10 protein-coding genes are annotated in these 17,194 nt (G+C 61.6%); 3 read left to right on the top strand and 7 right to left on the bottom strand.

Annotated features, from left to right (window positions below; genetic code table 11):
- Positions 1 to 117 precede the first annotated feature (117 nt).
- On the top strand, positions 118 to 1,527 hold the full coding sequence (gene mapR, locus AC1RAC_RS04010) for a GntR family transcriptional regulator MpaR (protein ID WP_054898710.1): 1,410 nt from the start codon (positions 118 to 120) through the stop codon (positions 1,525 to 1,527).
- Here mapR and AC1RAC_RS04015 read toward each other — a convergent pair.
- The 7 genes from AC1RAC_RS04015 to tpx all read right to left on the bottom strand — a co-directional run bounded on the left by AC1RAC_RS04015 (position 1,524) and on the right by tpx (position 14,599).
- Positions 1,524 to 2,270 carry an SDR family oxidoreductase gene (locus tag AC1RAC_RS04015; RefSeq protein WP_034127640.1) on the bottom strand — a complete coding sequence of 249 codons (747 nt, stop codon included), beginning with the start codon at positions 2,268 to 2,270 and terminating at the stop codon, positions 1,524 to 1,526. The two genes, mapR and AC1RAC_RS04015, sit on opposite strands and share 4 nt — an antisense overlap.
- A gap of 54 nt (positions 2,271 to 2,324) precedes the next feature.
- Entirely contained in the window at positions 2,325 to 4,418 is a 2,094-nt protein-coding gene (locus tag AC1RAC_RS04020; RefSeq protein WP_072447866.1) for a putative bifunctional diguanylate cyclase/phosphodiesterase, read from the bottom strand.
- 368 nt (positions 4,419 to 4,786) lie between these two features.
- The gene (locus tag AC1RAC_RS04025) at positions 4,787 to 6,214 is read right to left on the bottom strand and encodes an efflux transporter outer membrane subunit (RefSeq protein WP_057977224.1); all 1,428 of its coding nucleotides are present in this window, start codon (positions 6,212 to 6,214) and stop codon (positions 4,787 to 4,789) included.
- A 152-nt stretch (positions 6,215 to 6,366) separates the two neighbouring features.
- Positions 6,367 to 9,474: an efflux RND transporter permease subunit gene (locus AC1RAC_RS04030; protein ID WP_054897446.1), complete on the bottom strand. Its 3,108-nt coding sequence runs from the start codon at positions 9,472 to 9,474 to the stop codon at positions 6,367 to 6,369.
- Positions 9,471 to 12,572: an MdtB/MuxB family multidrug efflux RND transporter permease subunit gene (locus AC1RAC_RS04035; protein WP_014718694.1), complete on the bottom strand. Its 3,102-nt coding sequence runs from the start codon at positions 12,570 to 12,572 to the stop codon at positions 9,471 to 9,473. Before AC1RAC_RS04035 ends, AC1RAC_RS04030 begins: the two co-directional genes overlap by 4 nt.
- Complete coding sequence (locus AC1RAC_RS04040; protein WP_054921437.1) at positions 12,569 to 13,867, bottom strand: MdtA/MuxA family multidrug efflux RND transporter periplasmic adaptor subunit; 1,299 nt, start codon at positions 13,865 to 13,867, stop codon at positions 12,569 to 12,571. Before AC1RAC_RS04040 ends, AC1RAC_RS04035 begins: the two co-directional genes overlap by 4 nt.
- 231 nt (positions 13,868 to 14,098) lie before the next feature.
- Complete coding sequence (tpx, locus tag AC1RAC_RS04045) at positions 14,099 to 14,599, bottom strand: thiol peroxidase (RefSeq protein WP_043051500.1); 501 nt, start codon at positions 14,597 to 14,599, stop codon at positions 14,099 to 14,101.
- 159 nt (positions 14,600 to 14,758) lie between these two features.
- Here tpx and AC1RAC_RS04050 point away from each other — a divergent pair, with 159 nt between their 5' ends.
- Together AC1RAC_RS04050 and AC1RAC_RS04055 are read left to right on the top strand one after the other, a co-directional pair.
- Positions 14,759 to 16,048 (top strand): glycosyltransferase, encoded by a 1,290-nt coding sequence (locus tag AC1RAC_RS04050; protein ID WP_072447861.1) that lies wholly within the window; start codon positions 14,759 to 14,761, stop codon positions 16,046 to 16,048.
- Between the two features lie 72 nt (positions 16,049 to 16,120).
- Complete coding sequence (locus AC1RAC_RS04055; protein WP_054921441.1) at positions 16,121 to 17,050, top strand: AraC family transcriptional regulator; 930 nt, start codon at positions 16,121 to 16,123, stop codon at positions 17,048 to 17,050.
- Positions 17,051 to 17,194 lie beyond the last annotated feature (144 nt).

Here is a 17,194-nt window from a genome sequence, read left to right on the forward strand (position 1 = left end):
AAACTCACCGTCGCCGCGTTCATTCAGGAAACACACGTTATCGTTGACGTTTTTCGCGAGCAAGCTCGCTCCTACAGTTCGCCCTGCATACACATTCAAAAAGCTAATCAGGCCGCCATGAAACGCTACGAAAAATTTGCCGACGACATCGCAGAACTGATCCGCTCCGGCGTCCTCGGCCCCGGCCAGCGCGTACCATCGGTACGCTATGCCAGCCAGGCCTACGGCGTCAGCCCGTCCACGGTATTCCAGGCCTATTACTTGCTGGAGCGTCGTGGCCTGATCAGGGCGCGCCCGCGTTCTGGCTACTTCGTCAACACCCACGCGCCGAGCCCGTTTTCCGAGCCGGTGGTGAGTGAGCAGGTGCATGAGTCCACCGATGTGGGTGTCAGTGAGCTGGTGTTCTCGGTACTGGACTCGATCAAAGACCCCAACACCGTGCCCTTCGGCTCGGCCTTCCCCAGCCCCATGCTGTTCCCGCTGCCGCGCCTGGCCCGCTCCCTGGCCAGTGCCAGCCGCGACATGGACCCCCGCCTGGTGGTCACCGACATGTCGCCAGGCAACCCACAACTGCGCCGCCAGATTGCCCTGCGCTATATGGTCGGCGGCCTGATGCTGCCGATGGAGGAGTTGCTGATCACCAACGGCGCCCTCGAAGCACTCAACCTGTGCCTGCAGGCCGTGACCGAACCGGGCGACCTGGTGGCCATCGAAGCGCCGGCGTTCTACGCCTGCTTGCAAGTGCTTGAACGCCTGAAGCTCAAGGCTGTGGAGATCCCGGTGCACCCGCGCGACGGTATTGACCTGAACGCCCTGGCCCAAAGCCTTGAGCGCTATCCGATCAAGGCCTGCTGGACCATGACCAGCTTCCAGAACCCCATGGGCGCCACGTTGCCTGAAGAGAAAAAACAGGCGCTGGTGGAACTGCTGCGCAGCCATCAAGTGCCTCTGATCGAAGATGACGTCTACGCCGAATTGTATTACGGGCAACAGGCCCCGAAACCGGCCAAGGCCTTCGACACCGAAGGGCTGGTGATGCACTGTGGCTCCTTTGCCAAGAGCCTGGCACCGGGTTACCGCGTGGGCTGGGTCGCCGCCGGGCGCTTCGCACAGAAGGTCGAGCGGCTGAAACTGATGACCTCACTGTGCCCGTCAATGCCGGCCCAGGCGGCGATTGCCGACTACCTGCAACACGGCGGCTATGACCGGCACCTGCGCAAACTGCGCTACGCCCTGGAAGAACAGCAAAGCGCCATGCTGGCGGCCATCGCTCGTTATTTTCCGGCGCAAACACGGGTCAGCCAGCCGGCGGGAGGCTATTTTCTGTGGTTGGAACTGCCGGAGCAGACCGACTCGCTGAAATTGTTCCAGATGGCTCTGGCCCAGGGCATCAGCATTGCGCCGGGGCCGATCTTTTCCGCCACTCAGCGGTTCAGAAACTGCATTCGCCTGAATTACGGAAGCCCTTGGAACGAGGCGTCGGAAAAGGCCATGGAGACACTAGGGCGGATCGTGCGCTCGTTTTAACGGCCGCCGCCCAAGTCGATAAACGTTCCGGTGGAATACGATGCCTTGTCCGACAGTAACCAGATAATCGCCTCTGCCACTTCATCCGGGCGCCCGCCACGCGCCATCGGGATACCGGATTCCAGCTTGCTGACCCGGTCCGGGTCGCCGCTCAGGGCATGGAAATCGGTAAAGATATAGCCAGGGCGCACGGCGTTGACGCGAATGCCCTCGCCCGCCACCTCCTTGGACAGCCCCAGGGTAAAGGTGTCCAGCGCCCCCTTGGAGGCCGCGTAGTCGACATACTCTCCCGGCGAGCCCAGCCGCGCCGCCACCGACGACACGTTGACGATACTGCCTCCCTGCCCTCCATGCCGGGGCGACATGCGCAATACCGCGTGTTTGGCACACAGGATCGGGCCCAGCACATTGGTCTTGAGGATTTTGAGGATACGAAACTCGGACATCTCATCGACCCGCGACTTATGCCCCACGGTGCCGGCGTTATTCACCAGCGCGGTGACCCGGCCCAGTTCCGTATCAACGCGATTGAACAGAGCGATCACTTCATCCTCGCTGCTGACATCGGCCCGCACGGCAATCGCCTGGGCACCCAGCGCGCGAACCTGATCCAGTACACGCAGGGCAGCGTCTTCATCAGACTGGTAGTTGATGCAGATGCGATAGCCTTGGCGAGCGGCGAGCAATGCCGTTTGGGCGCCAATGCCACGACTGCCCCCCGTGATGATGACGACTTTGTCCATGGCTGCGGCCTCCCGATTCAACCGGATGTTTAGGGTTGGATCCAAGAATACCCGTCACTGACTGCTTTTGTCAGGCGCCGGCTGTTCGGCGCCCCGGATATTCGCCATGAAGCTATCGGCCGGCAATGGATGCCCCAATAAGTAGCCTTGCAAGGAGTCACACCCCAGGCGGGTGAGGAAGTGCTGCTGCACATCGGTTTCCACCCCCTCGGCGACGATCCGCAGGCCCAGGGCCTGGCCGAGGGCCACGATGGCCGAGACGATGGCCGCGTCATCGCTGTCGTGTTCCAGGTCACGCACAAAACCGCGATCGATCTTCAGCTCGTTGGCCGGCAGGCGCTTGAGGTACATCAGGCTGGAGTAACCGGTGCCAAAGTCATCGATGGACAGGTCAACCCCCATGTCCGACAGTTGCTGCAATACCGTCATGCTCGCATCGGCATCGCTCATGGCGGTGGTCTCGGTGATTTCCAGCGTGAGGCTGTTGGCCGGCAATTGGTACCGTTCCAGTGCAGCCGCTACGCTGTTGACCAACCCGGCGTGGCAGAACTGCAACGCCGAGAGGTTCACGGCAATGCGCCAGTGCTCATAACCCTGTGCGTACCACTGACTCATCTGGCGACAAGCTTCATCGAGCACCCATTCGCCGATGGGAATGATCAGCCCGGTTTTCTCCGCCAGTGCAATAAACGTAGCGGGCATCAGCAAGCCCTGATGCGGATGCTCCCAGCGCAACAGCGCCTCGGCCCCCACGGCAAGACCACTGACGGCGTCGAACTTGGGTTGGTAATGCAAACGAAATTGCCCCTGCTCAAGGGCAATGCGCAGGTCCTGCAGCAATTGCAGTTGTTTGCGCGCATTGGTGTTCATCGACACATCGAAGAAGCTGTAGCCATTCTTGCCCATGCCCTTGGCGTGATACATCGCCGCGTCGGCGTTCATCAGCAGTTCCTGGGGGTTGCTACCGTTGCCCGGGAACATGGCGATGCCGATGCTGGCCGAGATCTGCAACTCATGCTCGGCCACCGTGAACGTGCGGTTGATCAGGCCCACCTGGCGCTCGGCCAAGCCCATCGCATCATCGGGCTGGGTGAGTTGCACCAGCAACACGAACTCATCGCCGCCGATGCGGGCCAAGGTATCCTGGCTGCGCAAGTCCTCGCGCAGGCGCAAGCCAACTTCGCGCAGCAACTGGTCGCCCAGGTGATGACCAAAGGCATCGTTGACCGGTTTGAAACCATCCAGGTCGATAAACATCAAGGCAAAGCAACCGCCCCGCTCGTGCACCGCCTGGATGCCTTGTTGTATGCGATCTGCCAGCAAGGTGCGATTGGGCAGGCCGGTGAGCATGTCATGCAGGGCCAGGTGGGTGAGTTCCTGGTTGGCCAGGGTCAGGGAATCGGCGAGTACGGCGGTGCGCGCTTCCAGGCGCGCATCCAGCACCGACGTCAACAGCGCAATGACCAATACCGCCAGCGAAGTGACCAAGACCAGGTTATCCAGGCCCTTGCCGCTCAGGCCCGTCAGTGCGGCACCGCAGAAGCTGTCATCGGCAAAGCGCGCCGCAGCCATCCCGGTGTAGTGCATCCCAACGATGGCCACGCCCATCACCACGGCTGCGCCGCCCCGAGCCAGACGCACATAAGGTGTGTTGCGCCGCAGGTTGAAGGCGATCCACAGCGCGGCGCCGGAAGCCACCACCGCGATCAACAACGAAGCGCCGAACAAGGCCGGGTCGTAGTCGATGCCCGGCGTCATGCGCATCGCGGCCATGCCGGTGTAATGCATGCTGGCGATACCGGCCCCCATCACCAGCGCGCCAAATGCCAGTTGCCAGGCCGGCAAGCGTGGCTGGCTGACCAGCCATAACGCGAAGCCACTGGAAAGCACCGCGATCAACAGCGAGAACAGGGTAATGCCCACGTCAAACCCGAGAGCAAACGGCAGGCGCAGGGCCAACATCCCGATAAAGTGCATGGACCAGATGCCGACGCCCATCGCCACTGCGCCACCCGTGATCCATAGGTAAACGGCACGCCCCTTGGCGGTCGCGATACGCCCGGCCAGGTCCAAGGCGGTGTAGGACGCCAGGATGGCCACGCACAGGGAAATCACGACAAGGGAGGTTGAATAGCTACCGATCAGCATGGGACGTCTCGCAGGCGACCGGCGCAAAAGCCCGTGCCGGGTGGCAAATCGGGCGATTGTAGCGAGTATGAATACAGGACAGGTGATTAATTAATCCATTGGCCATCACGCAATTTCTGGCGTCAATCGGCTGGCTTTATCTGGCTGTTTTCAACCACATCATGGACATCAAAATGTGCGGGGCTTGCGCAGATTTCCTGTGGGAGCGGGCTTGCCCGCGAAGGCGGTGTGTCAGTCACCGCATCTGCTACTGCACTAACGCTTTCGCAGGCAAGCCAGCTCCCCACAGGGTGCTGTGCTTGACTGACTGGCATTGGGGCAAGCCCACACATTTGATCTTGCTCCCACAGGATGCGCGGCGTATCCGGTTACTCCTTTTCGGCCAGGGAGGTCTGGCCATCCCAGCCTCCGCCCAATGCTGCGATCAACTGCACACTGGCCACCAGCCGCGACTGCAGCAAGGTCAATACCGTGCGCTCGTTGCTCAATGCCGTCGCCTGCACCGTGACCACATCCAGATAGGCAATCAACCCGGCCTTGTACTGGTTTTCGGTCAAGCGCAAGGATTCACGCGCGGCTTCCAGTGCTTCATTGCTGACCACCGCCTCATCGGCGAGCACCTTGAGCTGGACCATGTAGTTTTCCACCTCACGGAAACCGTCCAGTACGGTCTGGCGGTATTTGGCCACGGTCTCGTCATAGCTGGCCACGGTGCGGTCGACTTCCGCCGAGCGCTGGCCGCCATCGAACAGGGTCATCGCCAGTTTCGGCCCTACCGACCAGAAGCGGTTTGGCAGGCTGATCCAATCTTCATAGGTGCTGCTGGAGTAGCCCCCCGCCAAGCTCAAGGTCAGGTCGGGGTAATAGGCAGCCTTGGCCACGCCAATATTGGCGTTGGCGGCGATGACCGAGCGCTCGGCCGAGGCGATATCGGGGCGACGCTCCAGCAACTGGGACGGCAGGCTCACCGGTATCTGCGGCAGGGCCGGGATGTCTTTGCTCACCGCCAGGTTGAAGTTGGCTGGCGCTTCACCGATCAGTACGGCGATGGCGTTTTCCAATTGGGCACGCTGCCAGATCAGATCAATCAGGCTGGCCTGAGTGGTCTTGAGCTGGGTTTGCGCCTGGGCGATGGCATCCTTGCCAGCCACACCGGCACGGTATTGGTTTTCGGTCATTTTCAATGAGCGCTGGTACGTGTCCAGCGTGGCTTGCAGCAAACGCGTCTGCTCGTCCATGACCCGCAGTTGCAGGTAGCTTTGCACCAGTTCGGACTGTTGGCTCAGGCGCATCGCGGCCAAGTCGGCCGAGCTCGCCTCGGCGCTGGCTTCGTTGGCCTCCAGGCCTCGGCGCAACTTGCCCCAGATATCGGCTTCCCAACTCACGCCCAACTGGGCGTTGAGGGTGTCTCGGATACCGCTGCTGGAACTGCTGAGGCTGGCACTGCTGCTGCCGGTGCCCTGGCTGGCGCGGGTCTTGCCGACGCTCAGGTCAACGCTGGGGTAAAAGGCCCCCCGTGAGCTGCGTACCAGCGCCTGTGCCTGGCGAAAACGCGCCTCGGCCTGGGCGACGGTCTGGTTGGACGTGTTAAGGCGCACCACCAGGTCATTGAGTTGTCGGTCACCGTACAGCTCCCACCAGGCGCCACGCGCCAGGGAGTCGCTCGGGTTAGCCTGGCGCCAGCCTTGGGCCTCCTTGAACTGCACCGGCTCGATGACGTCCGGGCGTTTGTAGTCAGGGCCGATGGCGCAGGCGCTGAGCAACACACCACACATCATCACGGCCAATAACTTCATGCCATTTCCGGCAGCTTTATTGTGGCGAGGGAGCTTGCTCCCGCTGGAGGGCGAAGCACTCCCAGGCTTTTTGGGGGCCGCTTCGCAGCCCAGCGCGAGCAAGCTCCCTCGCCACAGCAGGCCCGCAGCTACGAGGGATTGGGTTGAGTCGGTCATAGCGCAGTGTCCAGGGCAGCATCGGTACGCACGCCGCGCCAGGCGTTGAAGCGATGGCGCGCGCGGTCCAGGTAAAGGTAAACCACCGGGGTGGTGTAAAGGGTCAGGACCTGGCTGAACACCAGGCCGCCAATAATGGTCAGGCCCAACGGGTGGCGCATTTCTGCACCATCACCACTGCCGAGCAGCAACGGCAAGGCACCGAGGATCGCGGCCAGGGTGGTCATCAGGATCGGCCGCAGGCGCAACAGGCAGGCGCTGCGGATCGACTCCAGCGGGCTCATGCCATCGTTGCGCTCCAATTGCAGCGCCAGGTCGATCATCAGGATCGCGTTCTTCTTCACCACGCCGATCAACAGGAACAAACCCAGCAGCGAGATCAGGCTGAACTCGCCCCCGAGCAGGTAGATCGCCAACAACGCACCGACACCGGCCGACGGCAGCGTAGACAGGATGGTCAGCGGGTGGATGTAGCTTTCATACAAGATACCCAGCACCAGGTACACCGCCACCAGCGCGCCGAGAATCATGAACGGCTGGCCTTTCTGGGTCGCGGCGAACGCATCGGCAGTGCCGGCCATCTTGGCGATCACATCCTCGGGCAACCCGACTTTGGCAATCGCACGCTCGATAGCCGCCGTGCCCTGCTCCACCGTGACCCCGGGCGCCATGTCGAAGGCGATATTCTCCGAAGCGAACTGGCCTTCATGGCTGACGCGGTCGTCGGCCAGGCTGTTCTCATAGTGGGCAATGGTCGACAACGGCACCCGTGCGCCGTCGGCCGTGATCACCTGCACCTGGTTGAGGGTGATCGGGTCTTGGGCGTATTTTGGGTTGACCTCCATCACCACCTGGTACTGGTTGAGGCTGTCGTAAATGGTGGAAATCTGCCGTTGGCTGTAGGCGTTGTTGAGCACCGCCGTGACCATGTCCATGTCGATGCCCAGGCGCTTGGCCTGGTCGCGGTCGACAATCAACGTCACTTGGGCCGCACCGCGGCCTTCGCGGGCGTCGATGGCGGTCAGCTCCGGCAACTCACGCATCGCCGCCACCACTTTCGGGTACCACAGGCGCAACGCGGCCAGGTCGCCGCTTTGCAGGATGTAGGAATATTGCGCGCTGGTCTGGTCGCGGCCGCCCCCGAACTGCAGGTCCTGGTCGGCCATGAGGAACAAGCGCCCGCCCGGCACCAGCGGCACCTCCTTGCGCAGGCGCTCGATCACCGCCTGGGCGGAGATCTTGCGTTCGCCAAGCGGCTTGAGGCGCACCAGCATCACTGCGTTGTTAGTGCCTTGGTTGCCACCGATAAAGCCGGCCACACTGAGCACCGCCGGGTCCTTGAGCACCGCCTGGCGAAAGATCTCCATCTTCGGCTGCATGACGCTGAACGACAGGCCATCGTCACCGCGCACAAAGCCGATCAACTGGCCGGTGTCCTGCTGGGGCATGAAGGTTTTGGGCACCACCACGTACAGCGCGATATTCACGCCCACGGTGACGAACAGGCTGAGCAAGGTCAGGCGCCGATGGCGCAGCACCCAATCCAGGCTGGTGGCGTAGCCGGCGACCATGCGCTCGTTGATCTTCTGGCTCCAGCGCTGCAAACCGGTCTGCCGGTCCTTCACATGCGGCTTCAACCAGCGAGCACACAGCATGGGTGTCAAGGTCAGCGAGACAATCAGCGAGACGATGATCGCCGCCGACAAGGTGATGGAAAACTCGCGGAACAGGTTGGTAACAATGCCGCCCATGAACAGGATGGACAGGAACACCGCCACCAGCGACACGTTCATCGACAGCAAGGTAAAGCCCACTTCCTGGGCGCCCAGGTAGGCGGCTTTCATCGGTGGCACGCCCTCGTCGATGTGCCGGGAAATGTTCTCCAGCACCACGATGGCATCGTCCACGACCAAACCGGTGGCGAGGATCAGCGCCATCAGCGAAAAGTTATTCAGCGAAAAGCCATACAGGTACATCACCGCAAAGGTGCCCACCAGCGACACCGGCACCGCCAGGGTCGGGATCAGCGAAGCACGGAAGTTACCCAAGAACAGGTACACCACCAGAATCACCAGCCCCACGGCAATCAGCAGGGTCATTTCCGCCTCATGCAGGGTGGCAGTGATCACTGGCGAGCGGTCCATGGCCAGGCTGAGCTTGACGCTGGACGGCAACACCGCCTGCAACGCCGGCAACTGGGCCTTGATCTGCCGCACGGTTTCGATGATGTTGGCGCCGGACTGGCGGTTGATCACCAGCAACACCGCCGAATCATTGTTGAAGAAGCCGCTATTGTAGCGGTCTTCCACGCCATCAGTGATCTTCGCCACGTCCTTGAGGCGCAGGGCGGCGCCGTCCTGGTAGCGAATCAGCAGGGGCTCATAGTCCTTGGCTTTCTCCAACTGGTCGTTGGCCTGGATCTGCCAGTTGCGCTCGCTGTCTTCCAGTGAGCCTTTGGGCCGGCGCTGGTTGGCATTGGCGATGGTGTTGCGCACATCGTCCAGGGCGACGCCGTACTGATCGAGGGCCTTGGGTTCCAGTTCGATGCGCACCGCCGGCAGCGAACTGCCGCCGATCTGCACTTCGCCCACACCCGGCACCTGGGACAGGCTCTGGGACAGAATGGTCGAGGCCAGGTCGTACAACTGACCCTTCTGCAACACGTCGGAGGTCAGCGACAGCACCATGATCGGCGCCTGGGACGGGTTGATCTTCTTGTAGGTGGGCATGCTGCGCATGCCACTGGGCAGCAGGTTGCGCGACGCGTTGATGGCCGCCTGCACTTCCCGCGCCGCCCCGTTGATATCGCGGTCGGAATCGAACGCCAGAATCACCCGGGTAGAGCCCTGGCTCGACGAGCTGCTCATGGTGGTGATACCGGCAATCGCGCCGAATGAACGCTCCAGCGGCGTGGCCACCGTAGACGCCATCACCTCGGGGCTGGCGCCGGGCAAGCTGGCCGACACCACGATCACCGGAAAGTCGATCTGCGGCAATGGCGACACCGGCAACAAATTGAAGCTGACGCCACCGAGCAACATGATCGCCAGGCTCAGCAGCATGGTCGCGACCGGCCGGCGGATGAAAGGTCCGGACAGGTTCATGGCTCAACCGGCTCCAGGCGTTGTGGCTCTTTGCGCCAGCGCCGGCCAAGACGATCGAAGTACAGGTAGATCACCGGCGTGGTGAACAGCGTCAACACCTGGCTCACCAGCAACCCGCCGACCATCACCAGGCCCAGGGGCTGGCGCAGTTCGGCGCCGGAGCCGCTCGCTAGCATCAAAGGCACCGCGCCGAACAAGGCAGCCAGGGTGGTCATCAGGATTGGCCGGAAGCGCAACAGCGCGGCCTGGTAGATCGCGGTCTGCGGGTCCAGGCCCTGGTTGCGTTCGGCGTCGAGGGCGAAGTCGATCATCATGATCGCGTTCTTTTTCACGATACCGATCAGCAGGATGATGCCGATGATCGCGATCATGCCCAGGTCATTGCCACTGAGCAGCAACGCCAGCAAGGCCCCCACCGCCGCCGACGGCAAGGTCGATAGGATAGTGATCGGGTGGATGTAGCTCTCATAGAGCACACCGAGCACGATGTACATGGTGACCACCGCCGCCAGGATCAACAGCAAGGTGCTCGACAACGAGGCTTCGAACGCCTGGGCCGCGCCCTGGAACTGGGTTTGCACGCCCACCGGCATGCCGATGTCCTTCTGGGTCTGGTTGATCAGTTCCACGCCTTTGCCCAACGCTACGCCGGGCGCCAGGTTGAACGACATCATCACCGCCGGGAACTGGCCGATATGGGCAATTGCCAATTGCGCCTGGCGCTGTTCCACATGGGCCAGGCTCGACAGCCGTACCTGACCACCGTCAGTGGTTTTCACATGGATCTGGTTGAGGGCCGCCGGGCCGAGGGTTTCGCCGGACTGGGCCTGCAACACCACTCGATACTGGCTGGCCTGGGTGTAGATGGTGGAGATCTGGCGCTGGCCGAAGGCGTCATACAGCGCATCGGTGATGGTCGAGACACTTACGCCCAGGCGCGAGGCCGCGTCGCGGTCGATCACCAGGTACACCTGCAAGCCTTTGTCCTGCAGGTCACTGGCCACGTCGGTGAGTTCCGGCAACTGGCTGAGGGCGTGTACCAGCTTGCCGCTCCATAACGCCAACAACTCGGCGTCCGGGGAGGACATGCTGAACTGGTACTGGGTACGGCTGACCCTGTCCTCGATGGTGAGGTCCTGCACCGGTTGCATGAACAGGCGGATACCCACCAGCTTGTCAATCTGCGGTTGCAGGCGGGTGATGACCTCGGCTGCGCTCAAGTCGCGCTGGCCGTGAGCCTTGAGGTTGATGAGCAAGCGGCCGCTGTTGAGGGTGGCGTTATCGCCATCCACGCCAATGTAGGACGACAGGCTCTCGACCGCAGGGTCGGCGAGAATGATCTTCGCCAGTTCCTGCTGGCGCTGGCTCATGGCCGCAAAGGAAATCGACTGCGGCGCCTCGGAAATACCCTGGATCACCCCGGTGTCCTGCACCGGAAAAAAACCCTTGGGCACCACCAGGTACAGCACCACCGTAAGCCCCAGGGTGGCGATCGCCACCAGCAACGTCAGCGGCTGGTGCTTGAGCACCCACTGCAACTTGCGGCCGTAGGCTTCGATCAGCCAATCAATCCAGGCGCCGCTGGCTTTGTAGAAGCGGCCCTGCTCTTCTTCTTTGGGTTCGCGCTTGAGCAGGCGCGCACACATCATGGGCGTGAGGGTCAGGGACACTACCAGGGAAATCAGGATCGCCACTGCCAGGGTGATGGCAAACTCACGGAACAGCCGCCCGACCACGTCGGCCATGAACAGCAACGGGATCAATACCGCGATCAACGACAGCGTGAGGGACACCAGGGTGAAACCGATCTGCTTGGCGCCCTTGAGCGCGGCCGCCATCGGCGTCTCGCCTTCCTCGATATAGCGCGAAATGTTCTCCAGCATCACGATGGCGTCGTCCACCACAAACCCGGTGGCGATGGTCAGGGCCATCAGCGTCAGGTTATTGATGGAGAATCCGGCCAGGTACATCACACCAAAGGTGCCCACCAGGGACAGCGGCACGGCGATGGACGGAATGATCGTGGCGCTGACCCGGCGCAGGAACAGGAACGTCACCATGACCACCAGAGCAATGGCGATCAGAAGCTCGTGTTGCACGTCTTTGACCGAAGCGCGGATGGTCTGGGTGCGGTCGGTGAGCACCGTCACGTCCAGGCCGGCCGGCAGGTTGTCGGTGATGCTCGGCAGCAGGGCCTTGATACGGTCTACCACCTCGATCACGTTGGCGCCCGGCTGGCGCTGGATATTGAGCAACACGGCCTGGTTCTCGTTGGCCCAGGCGGCAAGGCGCTCGTTTTCGGCGCCGTCGACGATCTGCGCGACATCCTTGAGCCGCAGCGGAGCGCCATTGTTGTAGGCCAGGATCAGTTCGGCGTATTGCTCGGGCGAGACCAGTTGGTCGTTGGCGTCGAGCATCGAAACGCGGGTGGGGCCGTCAAAGTTACCTTTGGGCTGGTTGACGTTGGAGGCGGCGATCAGGGCGCGTACGTCCGAGAGGTTCAAGCCATTGGCCGCCAGGGCCTCGGGGTTGACCTTGATACGCACGGCCTGGCGCTGGCCACCGGCGATGCTGACCATGCCGACACCGCTGATCTGCGCGATTTTCTGCGCCATGCGTGTGTCGACCAAATCATTGAGCTTGGGCAGCAACATGGTCTTGGAGGTGATTGCCAGGGTCAGCACCGGGGTATCCGCCGGGTTGACCTTGTTGTACACCGGCGGCGCCGGCAGATCCTTGGGCAACAGGTTGGTGGCGGCGTTGATCGCGGCCTGCACCTGTTGCTCGGCCACATCCATATTGATGTCGAGGTTGAAACGCAGGGTCAGCACCGAGGCGCCGCCGGAGCTGGTAGAGGCCATCTGGGTCAGCCCGGGCATCTGCCCGAACTGGCGCTCCAGCGGTGCGGTGACCGCGCTGGTCATCACATCGGGGCTGGCGCCGGGGTACAGGGTCATCACCCGGATAGTCGGGTAATCCACCTGGGGCAACGCCGACACCGGCAGCAGGCGGTACGAAATGATGCCGGCCAAGACAATGGCCAGCATGCTCAGCGTGGTGGCGACCGGGCGAAGGATGAACAGGCGCGACAGGTTCATGAACCGACCTTTTGCGCCTTGCCGGCGTCAGCCCCGGTCTCCCCTTTCGCTGCGGGCTTGCCTTGCAGGTGCTCGGTCGGCGTGGTCGGCACCTCGCTGCTGGCGTTGACCACTTCGATCTCGCTGCCGTCCTTGAGGCGGTCGGTGCCTTCCAGCACCACGCGGTCGCCAGCGACCAGGCCTTCCTTGATCACGGTGTTTTCGCCATCGGTGTCACCTACCACCAAGGGCTGGACCTTGACCTTCTTGTCGCCGTCGAGCTTGTAGACAAAGGTGCCATTGTTGCCGAACTGGATCGCCGCAGATGGCGCCAGCACCACGTTCTTCAAGGTATCGGCCAGCAGGTGCACATTGACGAACTGGTTGGGGAACAGCGCCTGGTCCTTGTTATCGAAACGCGCCTTGAACTTCAGGGTGCCGGTGGTGACGTCAATCTGATTGTCCAGGCTTTGCAGTACACCGACCGCCTGCTTTTTCACGTCGCCACGGTCCCAGGCTTCCACGGGCAACTTGTTACCGGCGTGGTAACGAGCCAGCACGGTTTCCAGGGTATTTTCCGGCAGGGTGAAGGCCACGCTGATTGGCTGGGTCTGGGTGATAACCGCCAGGGCGGTGGTGTCGTTGGCGGCGACGAGGTTGCCGACGTCGAGCTGGCGCAAACCGACGCGGCCGCTGATGGGCGCGCGGATTTTGGTGAATTCCAGGTTGAGCTTGGCGTCGTCCACCGCGCCCTGGTTGGTCTTGACCGTGCCCTGGTATTGCAAGACCAGCGCTTCGGCGGTGTCCAGGGTTTGCTTGGCGATACTGTCCTGGGCGTACAGGTCGCGATAACGCTGTACATCGACCTGGGCGTTCTTCAACTGGGCCTGGTTCTGCAGCAAGGTGCCCTGGGCCTGGAGCAAGGCGTTCTGGTAGCTGCGCGGGTCGATTTCTGCCAGCAGGTCGCCGGCCTTGACCATTTGCCCTTCCTCGAAGGCGATCTTGACCAGCTCGCCGCCCACCCGGCTGCGCACATTAATGGTGTTCAGCGCCGTGACCGTACCCAGCGCCTTGTAGTACACCGGGAACTCACCCAGTACTGCAGGGGCCACGCGCACCGGCACTGGGCCAGTGGACCCGCCGAAGCCCGGGCGCGCCATGCCGGTTTTACCCGTGTGCCCGGCCGGAGCGTCTTTATGGGCCGCGCCGCTGGGCCAGAATTTCCAGCACAGGCCGGCGATAACCAGCAGCACGAGCAGGCCAAACAGCCAGCGGCGGGAGTTGCGGGGGGAGGATTGCATGGAGTGATCAACCATTGGGCGCGAGAGCTTCTACTTTGGGAGGCTGAAAGATAAGCACTGGGGGGCCTTAAGAAAAGCACCTTTACCGGCTATTTACCTTGGGCTTACAACGTTTAACTTCTGATCTTAGTCCACCGGCTATTTCGCTAAACCGCTGACGCTCAAATAAAAACGGCCTGGACTAGGCCAGGCCGCAATCATGCATCATACGTGTTACTGCCAAACGACAGTCATACGTAGAAACAGTTACTTCAACACAGCCAGGGCGGCGTCGTAGTTCGGCTCTTCAGCGATTTCCTTGACCAACTCGCTGTGCAGCACGTTATCGTTTTCATCCAGCACCACGACAGCGCGAGCGGTCAGGCCTTTGAGCGGGCCGTCGGCAATGGCCACACCGTAATCAACGGCGAAGTCCGAATCACGAAAATCCGACAGGTTCTTCACGTTTTCCAGGCCTTCGGAGCCGCAGAAGCGCGCCTGGGCGAATGGCAGGTCAGTGGAGATGCACAGCACCACGGTGTTTTCCACATCGTTGGCCTGGGCATTGAACTTGCGCACGGAAGTGGCGCAGGTTGGGGTATCAACGCTTGGGAAGATGTTCAGCACTTTGCGCTTGCCGGCAAAGGTAGCCAGGGTGGCGTTGGACAGGTCGCCGGCGGTCAGGGTGAAGTCTGCAGCTTTGGCGCCGACTTTCGGCAGTTCGCCTTCAACCTGGACCGGATTGCCTTTAAGGGTGACTTGAGCCATGAACGGAATCCTTATGCTGGTTTTTGGTTAAACAAATTCGAGAGGCGGAAGTTAACCACAAAGTGCCGACGCTACCTACCGCCAGACACAAATTGTCATGTCGTCAGGTTGTGGTTTAATTGCGCGCTTTTCGCCCGCCCTTCAAGGAAACCGTCGTCGATGAATCAGCCTGTCACCAAAGTCCTGGTCATTGGTTACGTCTGGCCGGAGCCCCGCTCCTCGGCCGCGGGCGGGCATATGATGCAAATCCTTGAGAGTTTTCTTACGCAAGGTTGGGACATTACCTTCAGCAGCCCGGCCACCATTGGCGAGCACAAGGCCGACTTGCCGGCACTCGGGATCGCCGAACGCACCATCGAACTGAATAACAGCAGTTTCGACGACTTTATTCGCGAACTGGCCCCGGATATCGTGCTGTTCGACCGTTTCATGATGGAGGAGCAATTCGGCTGGCGCGTAGAACAATGCTGCCCCGACGCCCTGCGCGTGCTGGAAACCTCCGACCTGCAAAGCCTGCGCGACGCCCGTCACCAGCGGCTCAAAGAGCAGGTGAAAGCCCAACCCGACAGCGACGACTTCAGCGCCCTGTTCGCGCCGGCGCTGGAAGACGAGTTCCAACGCATGGCCGACACCGACCTGGCCAAACGCGAAATCGCCGCCATTTACCGCTGTGACATCAGCTTGATGATCTCCGACGTGGAAATCCGCCTGCTCACCGAACAGTTCAAGGTGCCTGCCGCCCTGCTCCACTGGTGCCCCTTGATGCTGCAACCGCCCACCGACGCATTTGCGCCCTTTGAAGACCGTGCGCATTTCCTCAGCATCGGTAACTTCCGCCACGCGCCCAATTGGGATGCGGTGCTGTGGATGAAGCACCGCCTGTGGCCACTGATCCGCCAACAACTGCCAGGCGCCCAATTGCATATCTACGGCGCCTACACCCCGCCCAAGGCCACCGCCCTGCACAATCAGGCCCAGGGTTTCCATGTAATGAACTGGGCCGAAGATGCGCTGCAAGTCATGACCGCCGCGCGCATCTGCCTGGCACCGTTGCGCTTTGGCGCGGGCATCAAGGGCAAGTTGGTCGACGCCATGCTGTGCGGCACGCCCAGTGTCACGACCCCAATCGGCGCCGAGGCCATGGGCGATGACCAGCCCTGGCCAGGCGTGATTGCACAGGATGCCCCGGCCCTGGCTGCCGCTGCCGTGGCCCTTTATCAGGACCGTGAGCGCTGGACCCGCGCCCAGGAACACGGGCGCCAACTGCTGGCCCGGCGCTATGACCAGAACATCCACGGGGCCGCCTTGGTGGAATGCCTGGAACGCTGTCGCCGCAACCTCGCTGCCCATCGCAGGGACAACTTCACCGGCAGCATGCTGCGCCACCACGCGCATAAAAGTACCCAATATATGTCCCAGTGGATCGAGGCGAAAAACCGCACCCTGTAAACACTGCTGCTGGCGAGGACGTGCGTGACGGGGCATTATCCTACGCAGCGATCACAATAAAGCGACGGCAGCATGACCCGAGCAACGCGCATTACTGACCCTTCCTACGAGTTGATGGACGACCACAACGGCCTGTCCATCATCTATCGCCAACACGGCTTCCCCTGCCCGCTGGTGCGCTGGCACTTCCACAAGGAATACGAGCTGCACCTGATCGTCGCCAGCTCCGGCAAGGTGTTTATCGGTGACTACATCGGCAACTTCTACCCCGAAAGCCTGTTCCTCACCGGCCCCAACCTGCCCCATAACTGGATCAGCCAGGTGGAAGAAGACGAAGTGGTGCCCAAGCGTGACATGCTGGTGAACTTCACCGATGACCTGTTCGAGAGCGGCAGCCATATTTTTGCTGAACTCAAGAACCTCGCACCGCTGCTGGAGCGCGCGCAGTACGGCATCGAATTTCGCTGCAAAAAAACCATCACCCAGGCCATGACCTTGATGCAACACATCGAGGACGCCAAGGGCATGGCGCGCCTGGGGCAGTTTTTTATCTTGCTGGACGTGTTGAGCGTGTGCGAGGACTACCAATTGCTCTCCGGCGTAACCACGCCGCAATTGGCCGACGAGCACAGCATAGACCGCACCAACCGGGCAGTGGATTACATCTTTGCACATTACGCCCGCGAGCTACCGCTGGAAGAAGTGGCGCAATACCTGGGGATGAAGCCGACCTACTTCTCGCGGGTGTTCAAGCAGGCGACCGGTCGCACCTTTATCGAATTCGTCAACCGGCTGCGCATCAGCAAGTCCTGTGAATTACTCGCGGACGGTGACAAGGCCGTCACGGATGTGTGCTTTGAGTCAGGCTTCAACAATATTTCCAACTTCAACCGACGCTTTCAGCAACTCAAGGGCATGACCCCTTCCCACTACCGACGGTTGGCGATGCAGCGGTTGACGGAGCAGAACCTGATGCCGGTAGACGCCTCGCACTTCAGTTAAAAACCGCAAGCTGGCCATCTGGCGAACGCTCTCACGCCTGTCCCGATCACATCCCGTAATAGCTGGGGCGGAACGCCTCCCTGTGTATGACCAAAAAGTGACAAGTCAGTTGCTGACCACGCGCTTTCTTATCGTACCCATGAG

It is taken from the genome of Pseudomonas sp. GW823-FHT02F05 (genome assembly GCF_058797315.1).